At 57.3% G+C, this 22,639-nt stretch carries 25 protein-coding genes and 1 pseudogene; 8 read left to right on the forward strand and 18 right to left on the reverse strand.

Going from position 1 to position 22,639, the window contains the following annotated elements; genetic code table 11:
• The first annotated feature begins 62 nt into the window (after window positions 1–62).
• From JT31_RS10035 to dolP, 4 genes are read left to right on the forward strand one after another with little or no spacing between them, the layout of a single operon-like run.
• Window positions 63–2,141: a penicillin-binding protein activator gene (locus JT31_RS10035; protein WP_038476300.1), complete on the forward strand. Its 2,079-nt coding sequence runs from the start codon at window positions 63–65 to the stop codon at window positions 2,139–2,141.
• Window positions 2,099–2,494 (forward strand): YraN family protein, encoded by a 396-nt coding sequence (locus JT31_RS10040; protein WP_038476303.1) that lies wholly within the window; start codon window positions 2,099–2,101, stop codon window positions 2,492–2,494. The genes JT31_RS10035 and JT31_RS10040 overlap by 43 nt, the downstream gene beginning before the upstream one ends.
• 21 nt (window positions 2,495–2,515) lie before the next feature.
• On the forward strand, window positions 2,516–3,106 hold the full coding sequence (diaA, locus tag JT31_RS10045; protein ID WP_038476306.1) for a DnaA initiator-associating protein DiaA: 591 nt from the start codon (window positions 2,516–2,518) through the stop codon (window positions 3,104–3,106).
• A 32-nt stretch (window positions 3,107–3,138) separates the two neighbouring features.
• Window positions 3,139–3,714 carry a division/outer membrane stress-associated lipid-binding lipoprotein gene (dolP, locus tag JT31_RS10050; protein ID WP_038476309.1) on the forward strand — a complete coding sequence of 192 codons (576 nt, stop codon included), beginning with the start codon at window positions 3,139–3,141 and terminating at the stop codon, window positions 3,712–3,714.
• A gap of 77 nt (window positions 3,715–3,791) precedes the next feature.
• On the opposite strand, the gene JT31_RS10055 is transcribed toward dolP, so the two are convergent.
• The 10 genes from JT31_RS10055 to JT31_RS10100 form a co-directional block, all read right to left on the reverse strand.
• On the reverse strand, window positions 3,792–5,702 hold the full coding sequence (locus JT31_RS10055; RefSeq protein WP_038476312.1) for a BglG family transcription antiterminator: 1,911 nt from the start codon (window positions 5,700–5,702) through the stop codon (window positions 3,792–3,794).
• Window positions 5,703–5,748: 46 nt separating this feature from the next.
• Window positions 5,749–6,900: a lactonase family protein gene (locus JT31_RS10060; RefSeq protein WP_038476315.1), complete on the reverse strand. Its 1,152-nt coding sequence runs from the start codon at window positions 6,898–6,900 to the stop codon at window positions 5,749–5,751.
• Between the two features lie 131 nt (window positions 6,901–7,031).
• Window positions 7,032–7,772: a 2-dehydro-3-deoxy-phosphogluconate aldolase gene (gene dagF, locus JT31_RS10065; protein ID WP_038476318.1), complete on the reverse strand. Its 741-nt coding sequence runs from the start codon at window positions 7,770–7,772 to the stop codon at window positions 7,032–7,034.
• Between the two features lie 2 nt (window positions 7,773–7,774).
• Complete coding sequence (locus tag JT31_RS10070) at window positions 7,775–8,887, reverse strand: DgaE family pyridoxal phosphate-dependent ammonia lyase (protein ID WP_038476321.1); 1,113 nt, start codon at window positions 8,885–8,887, stop codon at window positions 7,775–7,777.
• Window positions 8,888–8,900: 13 nt separating this feature from the next.
• Window positions 8,901–10,004: an amidohydrolase/deacetylase family metallohydrolase gene (locus JT31_RS10075; RefSeq protein ID WP_038476323.1), complete on the reverse strand. Its 1,104-nt coding sequence runs from the start codon at window positions 10,002–10,004 to the stop codon at window positions 8,901–8,903.
• A 55-nt stretch (window positions 10,005–10,059) separates the two neighbouring features.
• Window positions 10,060–10,701 (reverse strand): DUF4310 family protein, encoded by a 642-nt coding sequence (locus JT31_RS10080; protein ID WP_038476326.1) that lies wholly within the window; start codon window positions 10,699–10,701, stop codon window positions 10,060–10,062.
• An 11-nt stretch (window positions 10,702–10,712) separates the two neighbouring features.
• A complete protein-coding gene (locus tag JT31_RS10085; protein WP_038476329.1) occupies window positions 10,713–11,489 on the reverse strand; it encodes a DUF4311 domain-containing protein in 777 nt (258 codons plus the stop codon).
• A gap of 149 nt (window positions 11,490–11,638) precedes the next feature.
• Window positions 11,639–11,935 (reverse strand): DUF4312 family protein, encoded by a 297-nt coding sequence (locus JT31_RS10090; RefSeq protein ID WP_038476332.1) that lies wholly within the window; start codon window positions 11,933–11,935, stop codon window positions 11,639–11,641.
• Window positions 11,936–11,937: 2 nt separating this feature from the next.
• Entirely contained in the window at window positions 11,938–12,300 is a 363-nt protein-coding gene (locus JT31_RS10095; protein WP_038476335.1) for an SFCGS family glycine-rich protein, read from the reverse strand.
• Window positions 12,301–12,317: 17 nt separating this feature from the next.
• Window positions 12,318–12,620 (reverse strand): glycine dehydrogenase, encoded by a 303-nt coding sequence (locus JT31_RS10100; RefSeq protein ID WP_038476338.1) that lies wholly within the window; start codon window positions 12,618–12,620, stop codon window positions 12,318–12,320.
• A 454-nt stretch (window positions 12,621–13,074) separates the two neighbouring features.
• Here JT31_RS10100 and JT31_RS10105 point away from each other — a divergent pair.
• From JT31_RS10105 to JT31_RS10115, 3 genes and pseudogenes are all read left to right on the forward strand, one after another.
• Window positions 13,075–13,281 (forward strand): annotated as a pseudogene (locus tag JT31_RS10105) (type II toxin-antitoxin system RelE/ParE family toxin); the annotation flags it as partial.
• A 33-nt stretch (window positions 13,282–13,314) separates the two neighbouring features.
• Window positions 13,315–13,602 (forward strand): helix-turn-helix domain-containing protein, encoded by a 288-nt coding sequence (locus JT31_RS10110; RefSeq protein WP_052048993.1) that lies wholly within the window; start codon window positions 13,315–13,317, stop codon window positions 13,600–13,602.
• Window positions 13,602–14,540 (forward strand): LysR family transcriptional regulator, encoded by a 939-nt coding sequence (locus JT31_RS10115; RefSeq protein ID WP_038476341.1) that lies wholly within the window; start codon window positions 13,602–13,604, stop codon window positions 14,538–14,540. Before JT31_RS10110 ends, JT31_RS10115 begins: the two co-directional genes overlap by 1 nt.
• Here JT31_RS10115 and mdcH read toward each other — a convergent pair.
• The 8 genes from mdcH to mdcA all read right to left on the reverse strand — a co-directional run bounded on the left by mdcH (window position 14,524) and on the right by mdcA (window position 21,596).
• On the reverse strand, window positions 14,524–15,432 hold the full coding sequence (gene mdcH, locus JT31_RS10120; RefSeq protein ID WP_038476344.1) for a malonate decarboxylase subunit epsilon: 909 nt from the start codon (window positions 15,430–15,432) through the stop codon (window positions 14,524–14,526). The genes JT31_RS10115 and mdcH overlap by 17 nt on opposite strands.
• The gene (locus JT31_RS10125; RefSeq protein WP_038476347.1) at window positions 15,429–16,049 is read right to left on the reverse strand and encodes a malonate decarboxylase holo-ACP synthase; all 621 of its coding nucleotides are present in this window, start codon (window positions 16,047–16,049) and stop codon (window positions 15,429–15,431) included. Before JT31_RS10125 ends, mdcH begins: the two co-directional genes overlap by 4 nt.
• A gap of 3 nt (window positions 16,050–16,052) precedes the next feature.
• The gene (locus JT31_RS10130; protein WP_038476350.1) at window positions 16,053–17,012 is read right to left on the reverse strand and encodes an AEC family transporter; all 960 of its coding nucleotides are present in this window, start codon (window positions 17,010–17,012) and stop codon (window positions 16,053–16,055) included.
• Between the two features lie 126 nt (window positions 17,013–17,138).
• Window positions 17,139–17,939 carry a biotin-independent malonate decarboxylase subunit gamma gene (gene mdcE / locus JT31_RS10135; RefSeq protein WP_038476353.1) on the reverse strand — a complete coding sequence of 267 codons (801 nt, stop codon included), beginning with the start codon at window positions 17,937–17,939 and terminating at the stop codon, window positions 17,139–17,141.
• Entirely contained in the window at window positions 17,939–18,769 is an 831-nt protein-coding gene (locus tag JT31_RS10140; RefSeq protein ID WP_038476356.1) for a biotin-independent malonate decarboxylase subunit beta, read from the reverse strand. The genes mdcE and JT31_RS10140 overlap by 1 nt, the downstream gene beginning before the upstream one ends.
• Window positions 18,762–19,061 carry a malonate decarboxylase acyl carrier protein gene (gene mdcC / locus JT31_RS10145; protein WP_038476359.1) on the reverse strand — a complete coding sequence of 100 codons (300 nt, stop codon included), beginning with the start codon at window positions 19,059–19,061 and terminating at the stop codon, window positions 18,762–18,764. Before mdcC ends, JT31_RS10140 begins: the two co-directional genes overlap by 8 nt.
• A gap of 10 nt (window positions 19,062–19,071) precedes the next feature.
• Window positions 19,072–19,941: a triphosphoribosyl-dephospho-CoA synthase gene (locus JT31_RS10150; RefSeq protein WP_038476362.1), complete on the reverse strand. Its 870-nt coding sequence runs from the start codon at window positions 19,939–19,941 to the stop codon at window positions 19,072–19,074.
• Window positions 19,941–21,596: a malonate decarboxylase subunit alpha gene (gene mdcA / locus JT31_RS10155; protein ID WP_038476365.1), complete on the reverse strand. Its 1,656-nt coding sequence runs from the start codon at window positions 21,594–21,596 to the stop codon at window positions 19,941–19,943. The genes JT31_RS10150 and mdcA overlap by 1 nt, the downstream gene beginning before the upstream one ends.
• 386 nt (window positions 21,597–21,982) lie before the next feature.
• Between mdcA and JT31_RS10160 the strand changes: the two genes are divergently transcribed.
• Window positions 21,983–22,615 (forward strand): CatB-related O-acetyltransferase, encoded by a 633-nt coding sequence (locus tag JT31_RS10160; protein ID WP_038476368.1) that lies wholly within the window; start codon window positions 21,983–21,985, stop codon window positions 22,613–22,615.
• Window positions 22,616–22,639: the final 24 nt, after the last annotated feature.

Raw genomic sequence — 22,639 nt, forward strand, 5'->3', positions numbered from 1 at the left:
TGTCTCATCCGTATTGCCGATTTAATATTGTACATTGGGATATAAAAACCACTGGATACAGAATGCTACCCTCAACCTTGAATCGTTCGAAAGCCGGGCGCTGCCTGCCTGTGTTGCTCGCGGCGCTGATTTTTGCCGGCTGTTCAACTCAAGCACCGGATCAGTCCGCAACGCTGCTGCAGGGCGAGACCACCGCCGGGTCCGCTTACTATCTGCAGCAAATGCAGCAAAGTGCAGATGATAGCAAGACCAACTGGCAATTACTCGCCATTCGTTCCCTGCTAAAAGAGGGTAAACCTCAGCAGGCCGTTGCGTTGTATAACCAACTGCCTCAGCAACTCAACGATGCGCAAGCTCGTGAACAGCAGTTGCTGGTGCCGGAAGTGAAGATTGCGCAGAAAGACTTCAGCGCCGCCTCTGCCCTGCTGGAAAAAATTGACCCGAGCGCACTCGACAAGGGCCAACAGAGTCGCTACTACCAGGCCGTGATTGACGCTTCCCAGGGACGCCCTTCTTTAGCCCTGCTGCGCGCCTACATTGCTCAGGAACCGCTGCTGAAAGGTGATGTCCATCAGAAAAACATTGATGGCACCTGGCAGGTTTTGTCGCAGTTCTCCCCAGAACAAATGAACAGCCTGGTGATTAATGCCGACGAAAATACCCTGCAAGGTTGGCTGGATCTGCAGCACGTCTGGAGCGATAACCGTAACGATCCAAACATGCTGAAAGCTGGCATTCAGGACTGGCAAACGCGTTACCCGAACAACCCAGGCTCGAAAACGCTGCCAACCCAGTTGGTGAACGTACAAAACTTCAAGCCGGCCTCAACCGGTAAAATCGCCCTTCTGCTGCCGTTAAACGGCCAGGCAGCGGTGTTTGGTCGCGCCATTGAACAAGGTTTTGAAGCGGCAAAAAATAACGGCGTTGCGCCGGTTACCGCCGTGCAGTCAGCCGCACCGCCTGTAGACCCGAATGCACAGCAGCAGGTTTCCCCGCCGCAGGAGCAACCTCAAGCGCAGGTAGACCCGAATGCAGCCGTGAGTCCGGCAAGCGCGTCCGTCAGTGACCTGACTGACCAAAAAGCACAGGCCGCGACACCACAAACGGCAACGCCAGCCGCGCAGCCTGATGCACAGACTGCGCCAGCCGTTGCAGCGAGCCCGGCTTCAGAAATTAAAATTTACGACACCAGCAGCCAGCCGCTCTCACAGGTTCTGGCTCAGGCACAGCAGGACGGCGCCACGCTTGTCGTCGGCCCACTGCTGAAAAACAATGTCGATCAGCTAGCCAGCACCAACAGCCCGCTGAATATTTTGGCGCTCAACCAGCCAGAAAACGTCCAGAACCGACCAAACATCTGCTACTTCGCGCTTTCTCCGGAAGATGAAGCCCGCGACGCCGCAGACCACATCTGGCAGCAAAACCACCGTAATCCATTGATGCTGATTCCAGCCAATGCCCTGGGCGACCGCGTAGCGAAAGCCTTTGCCACCGAATGGCAGAAGCTGGGTGGCAACCTGGTGCTGCAGCAGAAATTTGGCTCAATCAGCGATCTGAAGCGCGGGATTAACAGCGGCTCCGGCATCGCCTTAACCGGCACGCCGGTGAACACACCGTCCAATACGCCTCCGGGCGTGACCATCGGCGGGCTTACAATTCCAGCGGCACCGACCGACGCACAAATCACCGCAGGCAGCAGCGGCAACGTCGACGCGGTATATATCATTGCCACCGCAGAAGAAGTTGCTCTGATTAAACCGATGATTGCGATGCGTACCGGTAGCCGCAGCAGCGCTCAGCTGTATGCCAGCTCGCGCAGCTCGCAGGGCGTTAACGGCCCGGACTATCGTCTGGAAATGGAAGGATTGCAGTTTAGCGAAATCCCGATGCTTTCCGGTGGAAATCCGCAGCTGATGCAGCAGGCGTTACGCAGCGTCAATAATGACTACTCGCTGGCGCGCCTGTATGCGATGGGCGTGGATGCCTGGACGCTGGCAAGCCATTTCTCCCAGATACGCCAGGTGCCGGGTTACCAGGTGAACGGCAACACCGGGCAACTGACCGCCAGCCAGGACTGCGTCATCAACAGGAAATTAAATTGGCTGCAGTTCAGTCAGGGCCAGATAGTCCCGGTATCCTGAACCGCCAGCAACGCGGCGCGCGCTATGAACAGCAGGCGCGCCGCTACCTCGAGCGCAAGGGACTGCGCTTCGTTGCGGCGAACGTGCATGTTCGCGGCGGCGAAATCGACCTCATAATGAAACAGCAGCAGGTTATCGTCTTCGTAGAGGTGCGCTTTCGGCGTAACGATAAGTTTGGCGGTGCAGCCGCCAGCGTCACCCGCAGCAAACAACAGCGTCTGTTATACGCCGCGCAGGTTTGGCTTAGCGGCAGCGGCAAAAGTTTTGATACTGTAGATTGCCGTTTCGATGTGTTAGCTTTCACCGGCAATGAAATAGAGTGGCTGACCAACGCGTTTGCCGCCGATATCTAAAAAACTCCAGGTAGAATCAACGTGCTTGAAAGAATCAAAGGCTGCTTCACGGAAAGTATTCAAACTCAGATTGCCGCAGCGGAAGCCCTGCCGGACGCCATCTCCCGTGCAGCGATGACGCTGGTTCAGTCTTTACTGAACGGCAACAAAATCCTCTGTTGTGGCAATGGGACCTCCGCCGCCAACGCACAGCATTTTGCTGCCAGCATGATCAATCGTTTTGAAACAGAGCGTCCTAGTTTACCGGCCATTGCACTTAATGCAGATAATGTGGTCTTAACCGCGATCGCTAACGACCGTCTGCATCAAGAAGTGTATGCCAAACAGGTTCGTGCGCTGGGCCACGCCGGGGACGTTTTGCTGGCTATTTCCACCCGAGGCAATAGCCGTGATATTGTCAAAGCGGTTGAGGCAGCCGTCACCCGCGACATGACCATCGTTGCGCTGACGGGCTATGACGGCGGCGAACTGGCAGGACTGTTGGGGCCACAGGATGTTGAAATCCGAATCCCTTCTCACCGCAGCGCCCGCATCCAGGAAATGCATATGCTGACGGTAAACTGTTTATGCGATCTGATCGACAATACGCTATTTCCGCACCAGGATGGCTAATAGCTAATTTTGAGATAGGAGAAGGAATGAACATGAAGGCCATTACGCCACTCGCAGTTCTTATTTCCGCGTTGTTGCTGCAAGGCTGCGTCGGTGCCGTTGTTGTGGGAAGCGCCGCCGTTGCGACAAAATCCGCGACCGACCCGCGTACCGTCGGGACGCAGGTTGATGACAGCACGCTTGAGTTACGCGTGAACAGCGCGCTCAGCAAGGATGAGCAAATCAAGAAAGAAGCACGCATTAACGTGACGGCTTACCAGGGCAAAGTGCTGCTGGCCGGCCAGTCGCCAACCCCAGACCTCTCTTCTCGCGCGAAGCAAATCGCGCTGGGCGTAGACGGCGCAGCCGAAGTCTATAACGAAATTCGGATTATGCCTCCGGTCGGCCTGGGCACCGCGTCGAGCGATACGTGGATCACCACGAAAGTTCGCTCTCAGCTGCTAACCAGCGATCAGGTGAAGTCTTCTAACGTGAAAGTCACGACGGAGAATGGCGAGGTGTTCCTGCTTGGCCTGGTGACCGAACGCGAAGGTAAAGCCGCGGCGGACATTGCCAGCCGAGTAAGCGGCGTGAAGCACGTGACCACCGCGTTCACTATCCTGAAATAACTGCCCCTCACCCTAACCCTCTCCCCACAGGGGAGAGGGGATAAGCCATAGCCCTTTTAACTAAGGGCCATTGACGATTACAGCTTACTCAGGCACTCCATCGCCACCGCTTTAAAACTGTCAAAATCCTTGCTGTCGCGCAGCCGAATCATCGCCCGCTCGCGCAGGAATGTCACAAACAGGTCGTAAATCGCCATCGCCTCTTCGTATTCACTTTTGCTGATAGCCAGCAGGAAGATCACGTGCGCCGTTTCGTCGCCCCAGCTGATACCGTGCGGTGCCAGCACGGTGTAGACCACGGTTTTTTTCGCCAGCAGGCCTAACGAGTGCGGCAGCGCAATGCCCTCACCCAACATGGTGCTGACGATCGCTTCTCGCTCCACCACCGACGGATGGAAATCTGAGTCAACGACACCTTCCCGCTCCAGCTGCTCGCAGAGCGTCAGGAATAGCTGCTGCTGGGTCATCGGCTGGTCGATAATACGAAAGTGGCTGGCATCAAAGAATTTCTCCAGCATGTAAGGGCGAGTTCTGTCCACCAGTACCAGCTTGCCAAGCTGCTCCAGCTGATAATCGGTCGGGAACGGCGCCATCATCACAACCGGCTTTTCTTTCTCGCTGATGCGCGCCGTGCTGATCACAAAATCTTCATCCACCGCGTCGAGCTGTTCGTAGTCGCGCAGGGAAATAATGTGGGTTACTTCCACCTGCGGATATTTACGCAGCAGCATGGCCTGCAGCATGCGCACCGTCGAGTTGCCGGTATCACAAACCAGCAGCACGCGAGGATGACGCTGGTAGCCAATGTTGTAGTGGCGCTCCAGGCCAACGCCGATATGCAGCACCAGAAAACCAATTTCGTTCTCGCTAATAGCGTAAGGCGTGTATTTTCCCCAGCTTGAGACCGCCGCCAGCGTCATGTCGTAAGCCAGCGGATAATGCTGCTTGATGTTGGCCAGCAGTGGATTCGGGATGTTTATCTGGTAGCGTACCCGGGTGATCATCGTTTTGATGTGGGTGAGCAGGTCGGCGTGCAGCTGCTCGTCACCGAGCAGGTTGTAGTTATAGTGGGTGTTGATGTAGCGCAGGATGTAGTTAACCAGCGCTTCGTCATCGTCGGCATTGATCGCGCTCGGCGCCACTTCCTGCACCTGCCGTGAAGCAATATGCACCTGCAGCCACTGCTCTTCGGCTTCCGCCAGGGGTTTACCCGCCAGCTGCTGCATCAAGCCGGCAATCTGGCGCGCGGCCTCTTTCACCTGTATATCGACGTTATCCGCCGTGAACTCCGGCAAAGGATAGCCCTCGCTGATGCGGCGCACCGCCACCGAACAATAAAGACGAATAAACTGCTCGCCCTCATCGGTTAAGCGGATGCGGCAGCGGGTAAAACAGTCATGCAGCGAGCTGGTGAGCTGCTCAGGCACGCCCGCGTTAAGGGCTTCTTCGGTCAACAGGGGATTTTCGCTGTCCTCTAAGGTCAACTGCCACAGCAGATCCGTCAGGCAGGCGCGAATAGACGTTTCGCTGCCGAACAGCTTCATGCCGTGGCGCGGGCGCGTCTCAATGGTCAGATGGTAGCGGTTGAACCACTCACGCACCTCCGCCATATCGCTTTGCAGCGTGGCGCGGCTGACAAACCACTCTTCGGCCAAATCTTCGAGCTTCAGTGAAAACGCCGCCGTCAAAAAACGCACCACGAGGTAATGCACGCGTTCTGGTGAAGTACGTGGGATACGCAGCTGGCGCGGGCGATGCTGAACCAGCTCGCCGTAACGTTCAGCATCCTCGATATTCAGCTGATAGCCCGCGCCACGGGTCAGCGTAAACTGAGCCCCGAAGCCGGCCATCAGCGCATTAAGCGCCGTGATATCGGCTCTTACCGTGCGGGTAGAAACGGACAAACGCCGCGCCAGTTCATCCTGGGGCAGCGTTTCGTTTTGCAGCATCTCAAAAAGCTGAGCCAGCCGTTGATTGGGGAATCTCACTACCGTTTCCTTTGGTTATCGGGGCACACTGGCGCCCCGTCCTGCTTTACTTAAACGGGGTGAAGACCATCTGCGACGGGCTTCCCACCGCCGTATAATCCTCGATAAAGGTTAATTTACCGTTGCCCGGCGCCACGCTAAAGCGAGTGATATTGTCGCTGCGCTGGTTCAGGGCATAAAGATGTTTGCCGGTGCTGTCCAGCGTCAGGCCTCGTGGATAGTCGCCACGCGTCCAGATATCGTCCTGATGTGTAAGCTCGCCGTTAGAGCCCACGCTGAAATGTGCGATGCTGTTATGCAGACGGTTGGCCACATACAGCTGCTTGCCGTCGTGGCTCAATACCAGGCCCGCCGCAAAGCTTGTGCCCTTATAGCCTTTTGGCAGCGAAGAGATGGTCTTCCCTTCGGTCAGCGTGCCTTTCTCACGGTCGAGCTTGTAATGGCTAAGCGTAGAGGCTTCTTCGTTAATCAGCCACAGGCCTGAACCGTCCGCAGAAAAGACAAAGTGGCGTGGCCCTGCGCCTTTTGAAGAGGCGGAGATGAACGGCGGATCGTTTGGCTCCAGCACGCCTTTGTTTTGATCAAAGCGATACTGGTAGATCCGATCCAGGCCAAGATCGGTCGAGAAAACAAACTTGCCGCTCGGATCGGCGGCAATCATATGGGCATGTGGGCCGTTATGATCGCTGGCGGCGAAGCTACCTTCTACCGCTGCTTCTGGTTTCGCCGCGCCCGGCTCGCCGCTGTCCTGATGTTTGTCGCTGGCTTCCTGCAGGCTGCCGTCGGCATTAACCGGCAGCACGGCGATAGAGCCGCTCACGTAGTTTGCCACCAGCAGGTGCTTGCCCTGCGGCGTCAGAGACAGGTAAACCGGGCCAGCGCCACCGGAAGAGACCTGGTTTAGTTCGGTCAAACTCCCGTCATCGCCTACGCGCAATGCTGCTACCACGCCTTTCTCCGCTTCGCTGGCAACGTACAACGTCTTGCCGTCCGGCGACGCGGTAAGCTGCGCGGCGTTTGGCAGCGAGCTAACCAGCGTTTTCTCGCTAAGCGCACCGGTTTTGGCGTCCAGCTGGAAGCGATAAAGACCTTCGCCGTTCGGGTTGTAGGTGCCAACCCAGGCATAATGGCTTTGCGCCGCGCTGTTGCCGGCGGCGAGTAAGGCAAATGAAGCAACAAGCAGAGTGCGTGCAGACATGCGTTTGTCCTCGAAGTGTGGTTGATGAGGATTATACCCTCACCCTAACCCTCTCCCTAAAAGGGAGAGGGGATCTTTCTTTTCCCCCTCGCCCCTTTGGGGAGAGGGTCGGGGTGAGGGGAAACAGTGCTTTACCCCACCAGTTTCTTCGTCATCGCCAACAGCGTAGCCACATCCGCCGGGCGCGTATTGCCGCTGGCCTTGTCGATAATCGAGCTGTAAATATGCGGGATCACTTTGCTCACGCCGGCGTCCAGCGCAATCTTCAGGATCTCTTCGAAGTTTTCGAGATCGATACCGCCGGTCGGCTCCAGCCAGAAGTCATGCTTCGCACAGGCTTCCGCTACAGCCTGATACTCTTCGCGGCACTCCAGCCCGCCCATCGGGAAATATTTGATTGAGCTGCCGCCCATATCCTTCAGCAGCGCAATCGCGGTTTCAACAGGCACGATGCCGTCTGCCGCACCGGAGCTTAGCGGGCCGGTGGAGATTTTCACCATTCCGACGGTGCCGGTTGGCGAAACCAGGCCGTTAACCACGCTGTCGTTCTGGCCCAGCAGCGCACGGCTGGTGCCCACGCCGGTAAAGACCTGGTTGACGTGCTGAGGCTGAATCTGGTCGGAGATTTCACTCACCATCGCCGATTGATTCGGGTCGCCCGCACCAAGGCCGACGGACAGCGCGTTGTCGATAAGTGCCGCGTAGTCACGCATATCGGCAACCGCACTTTCTACATCCGGGTAATTTTTAGACAACACGCCGACCAGCACGTGGCCTTCCGCCGCCTGGTAAATCTCTTTGGCGTTCTCTTTAGAGCCTGCCAGCACGTTCAGGCAAACGCGGTCGCGGTAAAAATTTGGGGTCAGTTTCATGCTTATTTCTCCTTGCTTACCAGCGCTTTGATGCAGCGGTAAATAATCTCCAGCTGTGCCGCGCTTACGCTGCGCACATCCGCTTCAATAATGCCTTCATTCGCCTTATAGCCACGGAAGTAGATGGCGTATTCGCCCTGCTTCAACGCGCTGACCAGCTCGCCGGTGCTGATGCCGACGGTCGCTTCGTCGAACTTGATTTCGCAGCGGGCGATATCGCGGCCGGCTGCATCCCACACTACGCGGGCGGTTACGCCATTCAGCGTGTTCAGACTGTCGATAAACGGCATCATTTTGGCGACCATTTCGGCCCCGCTCTCTTTGGCCGCGCTCAGGTAATGTTCAATCGCGCAGGTCAGGCCGAGGATGCCTTCTTTGCCAACTTTCATTGCACGCCCGATGCCGCCGGTTTGCAGCTTCACCCACTCGACGTACTGCTCTTTGCCGATCACCAACCCGCTGGTTGGGCCTTCGATAGCTTTCGCCCCGCTGTAAATCACCAGGTCGGCCCCGGCACGGTAATAGCATGCCAAATCTTCTTCTGCCGCAGCGTCTACGATCAGCGGCAGGTTGTGTTTACGCGCCACGACCACGGCCTGCTCAACGCTGAGCATGCTTTTCTGCACCGAGTGGTGGGATTTGATATACAGAATGGCCGCCGTGCGTGGAGAAATAGCCGCAGCCAGCTGATCCGCTGAACATTCGTTGGCGTAGCCTGCTTCGACGATTTTGCCACCGCCCAGGTTCACCATGGTGCCAACCGGCGCGCCGAAGTTAACGTTGTGGCCTTTCGGCAGCACGATCTCGTTGTTCTCCAGCGGGGCCGCATGCAGGTTCTCGATCAGCCATTGATTGTCTTTCACCAGCACCGCCGCCACGGACTGGGCGATACCGGCAGAAGCGCAGGACACCACGGTCGCCGCCTCAACGTCGAGCAGCCCGGCAATGTAGGCGCCTGTCTTATTAACCAGATCCTTCATTTCAAAGTAGTGGTTCATACCGGTGGTTACCGCGTCCACCACTTCCGGACGTGGCGTGGACACGCCGAGGGCGGTCATGCGGCCGGATGCGTTAATTACCTGTTTTAAATTGTATTTTTCATAGATCGAAGACATGTTCTGTTTTCCCTTATTCACAGTCAAACCACTTCCCGGCGCGCACCGCAGCCAGCGCCACCAGCACCTGGTCACCCGTCAGCGTTTGCTGCTCTGCATCGGTAAATACCGTTGGCTGGCGGCGAAGCTCGAAGACGGTCAGGTCGCCGTCCAGCCCTACGGCCAGGCGGCCTTTATTTTTCAGACGTAATCCATCGGCAGCGTGAACGGTCACGCAGTCGATCACCTGAGGCAATGACAGGCCGATGGAGAGGAATTTAGACATCACCGCGCCGAGTGAATGCACCGGGCCGCTGATGCGGTTGCGGCAGTAGATGTCCGAGCTGATGCTGTGCGGCAGAATGCCCTGCTGAATAGCGACACGCGCCACGTCAAAACTAAAGCTGGCGGTGCCGTGCCCGACGTCCAGACGCACACCGCGCTGAATAGCCTGCGCTACGGAGGCTCTCAGCTGCCCGGCCGGGTTGAGAATGCGGTTTGGCTTGCCGTTGTAGCAGTGGGTAATGATGTCGCCGCTGGTCAGCAGTTCGGCCACTTCATCGAGGTCCGGCGGGTTGTTGCCGATGTGCACCATCAGCGGCAAATCGCCGTTTTCTTTCTGGATAGCCTTGGCGCGCACCAGCGGCGTAATGCCGTTATCGCCCACCACGCTGCTGCTCATCCGCGCTTTTAAGCCCACGATAAAGTCCGGGTGGCGCTTCACCGCGCCGCGCACGGCGTCAGCGTCGATATTCGCCATATTGGACAGTTCGTTTTGGGCAATCAGGCCCACGCGGGAAATGTTCAGCAGGGCATAAACTTCGGTCGTCGCGCTGCGGGTGATTTGATAAAAATCGTCGACGTCATCGGCGCCGGTGCTGCCCGCGTCCACCACCGTAGTGACACCGGTATGAATACCCACGCTGTCAGGCTCGTCGTGGTAGATAGGGGACCTGGGGTAACAGTGAACGTGGGAGTCAATCCAGCCGGCGCTAACGTAGCATTCGCCGTTCAGCTGGCGTTCTTCAGTTGCCTCGCCGGTTATCTTGCCTAAGGCGGCAATCTTGCCGTCCTTCAGGGCGATATCGATAACGGTATCGTCCACCAGCCGCGCCTCGCGCAGGATCAGGTCAAACATATTTTTCTCCTTAACTGGCGGGCGAGCCGCAGCCCGTCCGCCCTGGAAATACTGCTTACAACGCTACCGGGAAGATCGAGCCTAAGATCATTGCGCCGAGGATCGCCCCGCCGGTGATCGGTTTGCCCCAGAGATAAAACAGCAGAGAGCCCACCAACGAGCCGATACCGATTGGAATCGAAGCCGTCATGGCGCTGAGGATAATCAACGGCCCGAGGAAGCGGCCGGAAGCGTTACCCGCGCCCATCATGACGTCCGCCCCGTAGGTGGAGTCGCTCTGATTGATGGTGAACTTACGCGCCAGGATGATGAGGTAGCCAATGGCCAGGCCAATCACCAGCCCGGTGATCAACGAAGCGCCAAAGTTAGCGACCGGGAAAACAAAGCCTGCGCCCAGCAGCAGCGCCGGAACGCCGAGGCCTACGCCGGTTTGAATCGCCCCACCGATATCCAGAATCCCCACCAGCGAACCTTCAATGATGCGGGCAAACAGGAAGCTTGCGCCAAACGCCGCCACCGCACCGTAAACGCCGGTATCAATCCCCGACTTCAGCATCGCCACGAAAGCCACTTCGTTAAACGCGCCGATACCGTACAGGTAGTACATATGCGTCCCGGCAAACACGCCGGAGGAGAGCAGGCCCACAAAGATTGGGAATGACCAGTCCGCGTACCAAAAACCTTTATTCTGTTCCATGCGTTATCCCCTTATTTGCCGCTCAGCGAGTTATGCAGCAGATCCAGCCAGTTCGGCACGGTCATGTGGAAAGACTCGATCATCTTCATGTCGAACCCACGGAAGAAGGCACTCAGAACAAAGAGGGCAACGATAGCCGTCATCATCACTTTGGTAACGCGGTGCCAGCCGCTTTCTTCAACGCCTTTACCGATCAGGATGCCAAGCACCAGACCCGGTACGGCGTTACCCATGATCAGCTGCGCTGCGCCGCCGAAGATGGTTGCCCAGAAACCAGATTTTTTACCGGCGTCGATAGCCGCCAGCCAGAAAATAACCGGCATCACGGTGTTCACCAGCAGGTTGGCCGCAGGCACCAGCACTTTCACCGCCGTCACCTGAAGCGCCGCCGGCACCGCAGACGCGGTTGAGTTCAGAAACGCCACCACGATCATGCCGATGATGCCGCAGGCGATAGCCATTTTTCTTGGGTCGTGGAGGGTTTCCGCCACGTTGCGATTCTTCACCATCAGTGCCGCCGCGCCCCAGTTAGGGATGATGCGGTGGTCAACGTCCTGGGTGAACGCACCTGCTGCAACGGAAGAAGCCCACGCGTTGAAGAAGAAGCCGAGGCCAAAGGAGAAGTGAGAAGCCGGGTCCCCTTCGCAGGAGTTCAGCTCGCCGAGTGTACGAAATGCGCCCATGCCCTGAGTGGTTGGCGCATGGAACATACGCGCGGCTCCGGCACCAACGCCCACGCCGACGAGGCCGCCGATAATGAGTGATTTTATTAATATAATTAAGAACATGAGTCTGCCCTTTTCTACCCTGCTTATCTGTCGCTGTAGCCGCGTTAGCTACGCTCAGTCACCCGAATCACTTACCCAAGTAAGCTCATCGGACTGCCTTCCCTTGCTGCCTTGCTACAACACCAGCTAATTGGGTATAAATGTTTGAATTAACTAGAGACGAAATCTACCTCATCGAGGTTAAGAGCCGTCACGTTGACGGAAACATCCAGCTCCACGCTGTAGCTCCGCCTTTCCCGACGCAGGAAGAAGAACAGAAAAGCTTCTTTGCGCACCCTGACCTGCGCCTGAACAACCTGCACGTCCTGTGGCTCAATGCGCAGAAGAATGTGGTTGGTGGATTTGAGCACCGTGCCCTGAACGTGGTTCAGGGCGTCGGAGAAGGCTTTGGCTTTGGTATCGCCGCGCCCGCTGACTCGCACCGTAGTTGCGAATTTCTCTTTCATACTCAGCTGCCGTACTTCTTGTTCCAGGCCAGCACCAGGCGCTCGCCCAGCTCTTCTTTATCCATAAAGCCAAAGCCAAGCACGTTGTTGCCTTCGTTAATCGCCGTCACGCCTTCATCAACGGAGCGCATGCCGTATTTGGCTTTGTAGCCATGTTTGGTTTGTGCGGTGATAGCGCCTGCGCCACCGCTGCCGCAGAAGGAAATACCAAAAGTGGCATTTTCTGCTTTCATCACGTCGCCCAGCTTCATGTCGGCGGCGACGCCTGGAATAACCACGGCGCGACCGCCCGCTTTTTCGATCCCTGCTGCAACTTTCTGGCCTTTGCCCAGACGGTCACCAATCACTACGGTAATTTGTTCCATTTTTTTCTCCTGATGATTCAAAGATTGTCTTTCGCCACTTCGAAATGCACTGACAGCAACCACGCTTCTTCTACCGGCAGATTCCCGAACTGATCGACCACCGCCTGCGCCATTTCCATCGACTCGGCGGAGATCTCTTCGAACAAGCTCTCTTCCACTTCTGGTAACGGCTCCCCGGTGAGAGAGCGATGAATCATCGCCTTCACGTGGGAGGCCAGCATTTGTTCCTGTACCGCGTTGGGCGTGATGTGCTTACTTTTGAACAGCGCGTAAATAAAATCCTGAATACGCGTCGTTAATTCCTCGGCTTCATTAACCATTACCGCTCCGTTATTCACCCTGGGTACCTCGTTAACTAATCTGTTTTTTAAACTACCTGGCGGGGTGGAAGGTTTGTAGCGAGTTGTTTTCCACTTCGAAGTGGAAATCGGTGAGGCAATAGTGATCTGTTCCACATAAAGGCCCGGAATGGCGGTTTTCAGCTGGCTTACCGTGAATCTGGTCACATAACCGAGTGATAAAAGGCCCCTTTTCCAGCGGCCCTTTTTGTTCGAAAGTGTGATGGGAGGACAGTTTTGCCGCCATTATTGGCGTTGCTTATGGCAAAGGAATCGACGTTCACGAGGTATCACGCAAAAGTGAAAGCGGGAGATAGCAAAGAAGTCAGGCGCGCTTTAGGCTGATTTTCGCCTGGTTTTGCCACCAGCATCAGCAATAAAAATTAGCTTATAAGGCAATTTAATTGCTATGTTAACCTCGTCAGGGAGTGACCGTATGTTTCGCGTTCAATTGCATGTGGATGTCTTCGATGAAATAACAGAATTGCCTCCCGTCGTTCAGGCAAAAATGCTGCGTCTGATTGATAAAATTAAACAAAATGCGACATCGCTGCGTGAGCCTGATAGCAAACCCTTAGGCAATGGGCTGTTTGAAATAAGGACGATGGGAACCCTTATCGCACGGGGGCTTTATGTCTACCAAAGCTGGCTTTTCAACGACTAGAGGAGATGCTCAATGAAAAAGAGTAAAAGTATCGACTGGGAAAAAGCGCGCGCAGACCTGCTAACCAACCCCGAAGTACAGGCCGCTTATGAAGCCGAAGAGCGTAAGCTGCGGCTGCAGGCAATGCTTGCTGAATGGCGCAGCCATGAAGGGCTAACACGCGCACAGGTTGCCGAGCGTATGGGCGTCACGCCGCCAACGGTCTCTCGTATGGAAGCCAATATTATCAAAGCCAGTATTGAAACCGTTGTCCGCTACGCAAAAGCCTGCGGCGTCAAACATCCAAAGATTATCCTCTAATGAAAATCGACGCTGAAATCACCTTCCGTAAGCTTGAGATCTTTATGGAGTTTATGGAGAAAGGGAACATTGCGCGCACCGCCGAAGCGCTGGGTATTAGCGGGGTTAGCGTGCATCGCGCGCTGCATACGCTGGAAGAAGGTGTGCGCTGCCCGCTGTTTATTCATAAAGGGCGCAACCTGGTGCCGCTGGAATCTGCGCTCACCCTGCTGGAACACTGCAAAGAAGTGGTGGCGCTGATGGCGCGCGGCATCGATGAAACCCGTCAGGCCGCGGGCGTTGGCCAGGGCCGGCTGCGCATCGGCACCCTCTATTCCCTGACGCTCGAAACCGTTCCGAAACTGATCATGGGCATGAAACTGAGGCGACCGGAGCTGGAAATGGATCTCACCATGGGCTCAAATCAGGTGCTGCTGAATATGCTGGAAGACGGCGTGCTGGACGCCATCCTGATTTCTATTTCCGAAGGCGAAGTCGATCGCTCAAGGCTGGAAGTCCTGCCGATGTTCCGGGACGATATTTTCCTCGCCGCACCGGCCAGCTTCCCGCTCGACACCAGCCATCCGGCAGATTTACGCGAGTTCCACGGTGAAAAATTTGTTTCGCTCGCGGAAGGCTTTGCTACCTACGCGGGCTTTCAGGAAGCCTTTAGCGTCGCCGGTTTCGAACCGGAAATCGTCACCCGCGTAAACGACATTTTCTCAATGGTCAGCCTGGTACAGGCGGGCGTCGGGCTCACGCTGATGCCCGGCAGAATGAAGAAGGTGTATGAAAATTCGGTGCAGCTTTTAAGGCTTGCCGAGCAGTACCAGATGAAGCAGACCATCGCTATCGTCTTCGCCCGTAATCGCGAACTTGACCCGAACCTGCTGGCGCTGGCCGCCGAGGGGCGCATGTACGCCCGCTCGTTTATCGATACGCCTAACGCGCCGCCTTAGTTTTTTCCGCAAGATGAACGATGGCCGCTACGCTATTTTGTTCCCGGCAGACGGTGATTCCCTCCCGAAACGCCTGCCGTGTCAGGCCCGATAGTACGCTGCCCGGCGGCATTTCAATAGCCAGACGAACATCGCGCTCGTTGGCGGCAACCATCGCCTCTCGCCAGCGCACCGTCCGCGCCATGTTAAGCGCCAGATCTTCGGCAATTTGTTCCGGCAGCCAAAGCACGCGGCCCGTGCTGCCGCTGAGATAAGCGCAGGACGGGCGGCTCAACGCCACATCGGCAAACGCCTGCTTAAGCTTCTGTGCGGGTTCATTTAGCAGCGCACAATGGGACGGCACGCTAACCGCCAATTGGCGAGCTTTTTGCGCCCCCTGCTCCAACGCCCGGTGCGCCACCTTCTCCATAGCCAGCTCGCTCCCGGCAATGACGATTTGCTGCTCGGCATTGATATTCGCGATATAGGTTTCGCTGCCCGCCACCAGGGCTTCAACCTGCTCAAGACGCAGCCCGACGATGGCCGTTAAGCCGTAACCTTCTGGATAAGCCTGTTCCATCAGGTCGCCACGAAGCGCCACCAGCCGCAGGGCATCGGAAAAACGGATGACGCCGGCCATCACCGCGGCCGGAAACGCCCCGATAGACAGGCCGCTGACCATGTCCGGCTTCACGCCATTACGCTCAAGCTCCTGCGCCCAGGCCACGCCTGCGATTAGCAGGCAAAGCTGCACCGCGCGGGTATGCTTCAGCGCGGCAGCGCTATCCAGCTGGTTTGCTTCATCGCCTAAAACCGCCCTTACCTGCGCCATGATGGCGTCACGCTCGGGTAAATTTTGCAGCATGTCCGCCCGCTGCGTTCCCTGTCCGGGAAAGGTAAAAAGTATCTTCATCCGTTATCCTCCGGCTGCCAGGGATTAACCACGAGCTGCGGCCCCTGATTGGTTTTCAGCAGCACGCGCTTTTCCCTTAGCCATTCCGCCAGCGCAAACGCCCCATAGGGCGTTTCGATTTGCGTATCGGCCCGGCAAAGCAGTTTGTCGGTCAGGCTCTGCCACTCTGCCAGCGCCTCTTTTGCTATCGGCTGTGGGCAGCGGACCAGCAAATCAAGGTCGCTCGCGGCGTGCATCACCGGCACTTCGGTTGCCAGCGTATAGCCTACGCTCCCGGTAATGCCCCAGCGCCATGCCCACGGGCGGCTTGCCAGTTGAACAGCCCCCTGCACCGGCGGCATGGAAACAAACGGGGAATTGAGCAGCAGGTCACGGCTGGATAACGCCTCCGGGCTGACGACGCGCTTCACGCTCGCCGGATTCACCCAACCCGCAGCTCGCTGGTCGCGCCGCATTCCTCGCACGCCTACCGGAACACGTCCGTCACGCTCGACATCACGCCGCACCACCACCGGCAGCGCAGGGCGCCACTGGCTTGTGACCCACTCCTCGTTAGCACCTTCCAGCGCTTCGCGGTCGGTGAGCCAAAGGAGATCGTGGGGGCGTAATGTCGGCATTATTTAAAGTCCTGAAGTCAGCGTAATAAACAGCGGTAGCGACAGGATAGAGAGTACCGAGCTTAGCAACAACACGGCTTCTGCATCCGGCGACTGCACGCCAAAGCGGTTGCCAAAGACCACGCCAAAGAAGCCGGCGGCCAGGGCAATCATCAGGATGGAAGTAATCGCTACCGGGCCGGTCAGGCCAAGCGCCAGCACGATGCCCCAGGCGATGAACGGCTGAATCAGCAACTTGGTAACGGTCGCGGCGATCACCATGGTATTGATCTGCAGCCTGCGGGCCGACAGGATCACCCCGGTCAGGAACAGCGCAGCGGCGGTAGCGGCCAGGCCCAGCGGTTTAATCGAGGCCAGCAGCAGGTCAGGCATACGGATACCGATAGCCGACAGCACAACCCCAAGCAATGGCCCCCAGACGATAGGTTTTTTCACCGAACGCCACATCAGCACCGGCAGCATCGCCAGCGTTGAGCCGCTGTTTTCACCGGCCGCACGGGCTTTTTCACGCTCAAGAATCAGCAGGCAGAACGGCGTCATCAGGACGGAACCGCAGGCAATCGACACCGCCACGGAAAGCGAAGTCGAAGAGCCTTCACCGAGCACGCTGCCTAAAATTGGCAGGCCGAGCGCAGCATAGTTAGGCAGCGCCACGGTAAGGGTCAGCACGGCGGCATCCTGCGGCGACTTTTTAAATACGCTGGTCGCCAGGAAGTAAATCGCCGCGTAGGTAATCCACATCGCAAGCACCAGCACCACAATCAGCGGTGACTGCTGAACAATGCCAAGCCACGGCGTTTGAACGGTCGCGCTAAACAGCGCGGCGGGTAGAGCAAAGTCCATGACAAAAATGTTTAACAGCGAGACATTTTTGTTATCGACCATTTTCGCTTTGCCGGCGAAAAATCCCAGCAGCATGATGACAAAAATAGGGGCCAGAGCATGAACGATCACGTAAGTCATAACTTCACCTTGAGTCAATAAAGAGAGTTAGCACGGTCGCGATATTTATTATTTTCGGACGTTTTTTTTACTCAGGCACGGCGTACCGTGCCTGGTTATAGAGTCCGGCAGGTTTGTCTTTTTTTATTACCAGCTGGCGCGCATACGTTCGCGAACCAGCGCCGAACTGTGGCGATTTTTCGCCAGCAGACGGCATTTCAGCGAAGTCTCGCTACGTGCTTCTTTCACCGCCGTACTCAGAGCAGCCTTCACTTTTGCCACATCGTCGCTCTGCGGAGCATCCGGGTGGCTGATATCCAGCAGCGCCGAAAGCAGGCCGAGAGTTTCATAGTTGCTGATGTCGTAGGCCATCGGTGGAATGGTGGCGGCCAGCTTCTCCAGCGCCTCCACGGTGCGTAAGGTGATGCGCGCGGCGGACTCTTTCCCCATCGCGTGGATCATCACGCCCTTGTCGTTAAAGGCGATCAATCGGTTAGCCTGGTAACCATGGGCGAGAAACGCCCCGGACATCGCTTTGCCGACAATCAGGCCCACAACAGGATGCCCGGCCAGGCGAGCATTGGCATAAGCGCCTGCGGCACCGGCCAGCGCCTGATGAATACCGAATGCCTCTTCGCGGCGGCCATAGGCCTGGCTTGGGACATCAATCACCGCAACGATGGCGCGCTTTTCAGCCTTGTTTGCATCTTTAGCGATGGTTTCGCTGACCACTTTTGCCAGCGTCCAGCCTTCTAACAGCCCCACTTCGCCGCCAGCAGCACGGGGATAATGGTTATTGGCATCGGGCACCACGGCGATAAAGCGGGCAGGTTTCCCGTCAACGTTGCCGTCGGCGACCTGTACGGAGGCGCACAGCCCCGCCATACGAGGTGCATCCGGAACTAAAGTATCCAGCCAAACGGCGGCGCGATTCAGTTTCTGGCTCATTAACGTTTCTCCCCAAAAAGCTGTTTGATCTGTTCGGCATCAGCCTGCTGGCTGGTGTCGAAATGGGTCAGGCGATCCAGATACCACGCGTAGTTATCGGTGCGATGCTGCGCCGGAACGCCTTTGGCGATGGCTTCATTGACCGCCTGCTTCACGGCATGGACGCCGTCGCCAACCAGCGCGTCCACCAGCCCGCTCTGATAGCGAACTTCACCGCCGGTCATGCCCCAGATAAACGGCCGGTCGCGGGAGTCATATTCCTCAATACCCGCTTCCTGCTCGATAACCTGCGGGCCGTTGAGACCAAGACGTGCCTCGCGAGTCACAATCAAATAGCTGCAAAGCGCGGCGGCGATCGACATTCCGCCGAAGCAGCCCACGGTGCCGGCCACAACGCCAATCACCGGGGTGTAGCGACGTAAATCGACAATCGCTGCGTGAATATCGGCAATCGCCGCCAGGCCGAGGTTGGCCTCCTGCAGGCGCACGCCGCCGGTTTCCAGGCAAAGCACAGCCTGAGTAGGAATGCCGTGGCGGTTGTCTTCCGCCGCCAGTTCAAGCGCGGCCGCCATTTTTGCGCCGGACACTTCGCCCATGCTGCCGCCCTGGAATGCGCCTTCAATGGCAATCACCACCGCCGGGCCACCGTTAATCGTGCCTTTGGCAACGACCATGCCGTCATCAGATTGCGGCACAATGCCCTGCGGCCCCAGCCACGGCGAGACAATGCCGTCGAACGGGTCGAGCAATTCACGATAGCTGCCTTCATCCAGCAGCAGACGTGCGCGCTCGCGGGCTCTTAATTCAATAAAGCTGCTGTCGTCACGCATGAGCCACCTCCTCAAAGACCTGTTCGATACGGATACGCGCCACGCCCGGCGTCGCGCCAAAATCATGAATTTTCAACTCTCCGGCAGGCAGGCTGCTTAGCGCGGCCAGGCGCTCGAAAAGTGCTTTCCAGCGTTTTTCGCTGTTATCGACGGAGGTGGTGATGTCGATGGTCAGAGTCTGCCCCTGTGCGGCAGAAAACAGGACTTCCATATCGCCGGAGCCCACCACGCCAGCCAGGGCTTTGCCTGTGGCCGTGCGGGTTGCCGGAAATGACAACGTAATGTGTTCCATAACGCCCTCGTTAAATAAGTGAGTGAAGCGGGGTGGCATCATTGGCGATGCGGTCCAGCAGCAGCGTGGCGGCGAGCAAATCAGCCGCCCCGCCCGGAGAAGCATTCAGCGCCAGCATGTTGCGGTCGAGCACGTCCAGCGCGTCGCGGCCTTCCTGGCGCGAAATACCGCCGTTGATCAGCACGCTACGGGCACCGTTCTGCATCGTTTCCAGGCCGGTTAACCCGGCGCGAGAGAGCACGCAGGTATCTGACAGCGAAGTCATAATCGCCATCAGGGCGTCAATGCGAGCCTCGCCCTCGGTTGCTCCGGACTGGCGGCTGCGGCGCAGTTGAGGCAGCGCGAGACGCATAACGTGAGGAAAGCCCTGCTGAGCTTCTTCTCGTGCGCCCGGCACGCGATAGCGTCTTGTGGCTCTCAACCCTTTGCTAAAGCTCTTTGGTGCTGCCTCATCAGGAAGCCCAGCCAGCCGTGCTGCCGTAGCGGTAATCTCCGCGCTACTGCCAGCCATACCGTGCATAGCGGCGGCGGAAACCAGCAGGCCAAGCGCCCAGATTGCGCCCCGGTGGGTGTTCACCCCGCAGGTCGCTGCCATCATCTGCTGCTCCCCTTCGCGCCCCAGGCGCCCGACCAGCTGGCGCAGCGCGATGTCTGCCGGACGTTCCCAGCTTTGTAATGCCAGAGCATGAAATGTCGGGGTCAGGCTGTGGGCCGATCGCTCCATCAGCGCCAGGCTGAGATCGTGATGGGCGCCATTCCCCCGGCTGTCCACCAGACCGGGTTTTGGGCTCAGACGGGCTTCTTCAATCAGGCTTTGGGTTGCCGCCCTTGCCAGCCAGCCCGCCCCTGCCTCAACGCCTTTCTGTGGATGTAATTTCATTACCAGCTCCGGAATTTCGCCGGCGGGTTGTAGAGACCGCCGGACCATTCGACCAGATCGGCCACGCTGCTTGCCGCCAGCAGGGAACGAGTCGCATCGCTGCGGCGGATCCCCATATCTTCCGGGTAAGCCACTTTGCCGCTCTGGCGAAGCGCCGCGACGCGCTTAGCGTCAACGCCCAGGCCGATGTCGGTGATACCGGCCACCGCCGCCACCATCGCACGTCGCTCTTCCAGGCTCTCCGCGCGGTAGAGATACGCAATCCCTTCCTCGGTCAGCACGTGGGTTACGTCGTCGCCGTAAATCATCACCGGCGCCAGCGGCATACCGGAGGTTTTAGCCACTTCAACGGCATCCAGGGTTTCTACGAAGGTTGGCTTCACGCCCGCCTGAAAGGTTTCGACCATCTGCACCACCAGCTTTTTGCCGCGCTGCATCGGGTCAGGTTCAGTTATCATGTTCAGCCAGGCCGGTGTGGCATGGCGACGACCGTGCGGGTCATGGCCCATGTTTGGCGCGCCGCCGAAGCCCGACAGGCGGCCACGCGTCACGGTAGAAGAGTTAGCCAGGCCATCAACCTGCAGGGTCGAACCGATAAACATATCCACCGCGTATTGCCCTGCCAGCTGGCACATAGCGCGGTTAGAGCGCATGGAGCCGTCGGCACCGGTAAAGAAGATATCCGGGCGAGCGCGGATGTATTCTTCCATCCCCAGCTCACCGCCGAAGCAGTGCACGCTCTCAACCCAGCCGCTTTCAATCGCCGGGATCAGCGTCGGGTGTGGGTTCAGGGTCCAGTGCTTGCAGATTTTGCCTTTCAGGCCAAGCCGTTCGCCGTAGGTGGGCAGCAGCAGCTCGATGGCGGCGGTGTTGAAGCCGATCCCGTGGTTCAGCGACTGCACCTGATGCTCGGCGTAAATGCCTTTGATAGCCATCATTGCCATCAGGATATGTTCCTGCTTGATCAGGCGCGGGTCGCGAGTAAACAGCGGTTCGATAAAGAACGGCTTATCGGCAACCACCACGTAGTCAATCCACGAGCCGGGAATGTCCACGCGCGGTAGGTCACAGTCGTCGTCCACCAGTTCATTAACCTGGGCGATAACAATGCCGTCGTGGAAGGCGGCAGCCTCAACCAGCGCTGGGGTATCTTCGGTGCTCGGCCCGGTGTACAGGTTGCCTTTACGGTCAGCTTTATACCCGGCGATAAGCGCGACGTTAGGCGCAAGATCGACGTATAAGCGCGCATAAAGCTCGATGTAGGTGTGAATAGAGCCAATTTCCAACTGCCCGTCTTCCAACAGTTGAGAAATACGCAGGCTTTGGGTACCGGAGAAAGAGAAGTCGAGCTTACGGGCAATGCCTTTTTCAAAGATATCAAGGTGCTCACTGCGGCCGACGCTCGGCATGATCATATGCAGATCGTGTACTTTTTGCGGGCTGACTTCCGCCAGCATGCGGGAGAGAAAATCTGCCTGTTTCTGGTTGTTACCTTCCAGCACCACCCGGTCACCCGGCGCAATCAGCTTTTCCATCACTGCGACGAGGTCCCCGGTCGGGATCACCTTGCCCTGTACGTTGCTGGACGCCATTCGCCGCTGCTTCTCGGTGCGGCGTGTGTTCCAGACGCGGGCAGGCGTTTGGCTAGCACTCATTATTAACCTCCTGATTCAGCGAATCATTTTGATTGGCTTTAGTCTGGTTAAAAGTGTGCGCCACGCCGGGTTGGCTATCAATTAAGCTCAGGAACTAATCATTAGCCTTAGAGTAATAATGGATTTACCGTTTTGTGAGCGAGGTAGAAGGTGAAGATGGCCAGGGTGCGCTACACACAAACGAGGGAGGAAAAAAGTGTACTCTGACGCACCCGGTGTTAAGGTTAGCGGGTCTTCAATACAGGTTTTAACGTCATGCTACTCACCACAATCCTCAACAATCCTTGGCTGAAACAGCCGCGCATCGCTTAGCGCGTTCAAGCTTTCCCTCTGCAAATTGAAACGGAACTTTGTTCCGTCGGCATACTATTGTTGTGAGAAAAAACATGTCAAAGACTGAAAAACACTGGTCTCAGGTCGAATACCTGCACGAAACGGTGACTAACCCCAATATTCATATCAAAGGCCGGCACAGCTATTACAGCGACTGCTGGGATGGCGGCTTTGAGCAAAGCGCGGTGCGCTACCTTCAGGGTGACGCGATTAGCCAGCAGTGGGAACCCATTGGCGTGCTCGACCAGCTGTGGATTGGCGATTACGTTTGCATTGCCGCCGAGGCGGTGATCCTGATGGGCGGCAATCACACGCACCGCAGCGACTGGTTTTCCCTTTATCCGTTTATCGAAACCATCAAAGACGCTTACCGCGCCAAAGGCGATACCACGCTGGGAGACGGATGCTGGATAGGCATGAGGGCAATGATTATGCCTGGCGTGACCATTGGCGAAGGCGCGATTATTGCCGCAGGCAGCGTGGTGACAAAAAACGTCAGCCCTTATAGCGTGGTCGGCGGCAACCCGGCAAAACCTATCGCCTTGCGTTTCGAACCCGAAGTGATTGAGCGGCTGCTGAAGCTGCAAATTTATCAGCTAAGCGATGAGCATTTTCAGGCTATTCAGCCCCTGCTGAGCAATAACGATATTGATGCGCTGGAACGCGCGGTGAGAGCACTGCAATAAAGAGAGCGGGCGGGAATAACCCGC

Source organism: Cedecea neteri, assembly GCF_000757825.1.
Classification (GTDB): Bacteria; Pseudomonadota; Gammaproteobacteria; order Enterobacterales; family Enterobacteriaceae; genus Cedecea; species Cedecea selenatireducens.

Coding starts and splice junctions, on each gene's coding strand:
- JT31_RS10035 (WP_038476300.1), top strand. CDS start 63: ATGCTACCCTCAACCTTGAATCGTTCGAAAGCCGGGCGCTGCCTGCCT.
- dolP (WP_038476309.1), top strand. CDS start 3,139: ATGAAGGCCATTACGCCACTCGCAGTTCTTATTTCCGCGTTGTTGCTG.
- JT31_RS10060 (WP_038476315.1), bottom strand. CDS start 6,900: ATGTCTGCACGCACTCTGCTTGTTGCTTCATTTGCCTTACTCGCCGCC.
- dagF (WP_038476318.1), bottom strand. CDS start 7,772: ATGAAACTGACCCCAAATTTTTACCGCGACCGCGTTTGCCTGAACGTG.
- JT31_RS10070 (WP_038476321.1), bottom strand. CDS start 8,887: ATGTCTTCGATCTATGAAAAATACAATTTAAAACAGGTAATTAACGCA.
- JT31_RS10075 (WP_038476323.1), bottom strand. CDS start 10,004: ATGTTTGACCTGATCCTGCGCGAGGCGCGGCTGGTGGACGATACCGTT.
- JT31_RS10080 (WP_038476326.1), bottom strand. CDS start 10,701: ATGGAACAGAATAAAGGTTTTTGGTACGCGGACTGGTCATTCCCAATC.
- JT31_RS10085 (WP_038476329.1), bottom strand. CDS start 11,489: ATGTTCTTAATTATATTAATAAAATCACTCATTATCGGCGGCCTCGTC.
- JT31_RS10090 (WP_038476332.1), bottom strand. CDS start 11,935: ATGAAAGAGAAATTCGCAACTACGGTGCGAGTCAGCGGGCGCGGCGAT.
- JT31_RS10095 (WP_038476335.1), bottom strand. CDS start 12,300: ATGGAACAAATTACCGTAGTGATTGGTGACCGTCTGGGCAAAGGCCAG.
- JT31_RS10100 (WP_038476338.1), bottom strand. CDS start 12,620: ATGGTTAATGAAGCCGAGGAATTAACGACGCGTATTCAGGATTTTATT.
- JT31_RS10110 (WP_052048993.1), top strand. CDS start 13,315: ATGAAAAAGAGTAAAAGTATCGACTGGGAAAAAGCGCGCGCAGACCTG.
- JT31_RS10115 (WP_038476341.1), top strand. CDS start 13,602: ATGAAAATCGACGCTGAAATCACCTTCCGTAAGCTTGAGATCTTTATG.
- mdcH (WP_038476344.1), bottom strand. CDS start 15,432: ATGAAGATACTTTTTACCTTTCCCGGACAGGGAACGCAGCGGGCGGAC.
- JT31_RS10125 (WP_038476347.1), bottom strand. CDS start 16,049: ATGCCGACATTACGCCCCCACGATCTCCTTTGGCTCACCGACCGCGAA.
- JT31_RS10130 (WP_038476350.1), bottom strand. CDS start 17,012: ATGACTTACGTGATCGTTCATGCTCTGGCCCCTATTTTTGTCATCATG.
- mdcE (WP_038476353.1), bottom strand. CDS start 17,939: ATGAGCCAGAAACTGAATCGCGCCGCCGTTTGGCTGGATACTTTAGTT.
- JT31_RS10140 (WP_038476356.1), bottom strand. CDS start 18,769: ATGCGTGACGACAGCAGCTTTATTGAATTAAGAGCCCGCGAGCGCGCA.
- mdcC (WP_038476359.1), bottom strand. CDS start 19,061: ATGGAACACATTACGTTGTCATTTCCGGCAACCCGCACGGCCACAGGC.
- JT31_RS10150 (WP_038476362.1), bottom strand. CDS start 19,941: ATGAAATTACATCCACAGAAAGGCGTTGAGGCAGGGGCGGGCTGGCTG.
- mdcA (WP_038476365.1), bottom strand. CDS start 21,596: ATGAGTGCTAGCCAAACGCCTGCCCGCGTCTGGAACACACGCCGCACC.
- JT31_RS10160 (WP_038476368.1), top strand. CDS start 21,983: ATGTCAAAGACTGAAAAACACTGGTCTCAGGTCGAATACCTGCACGAA.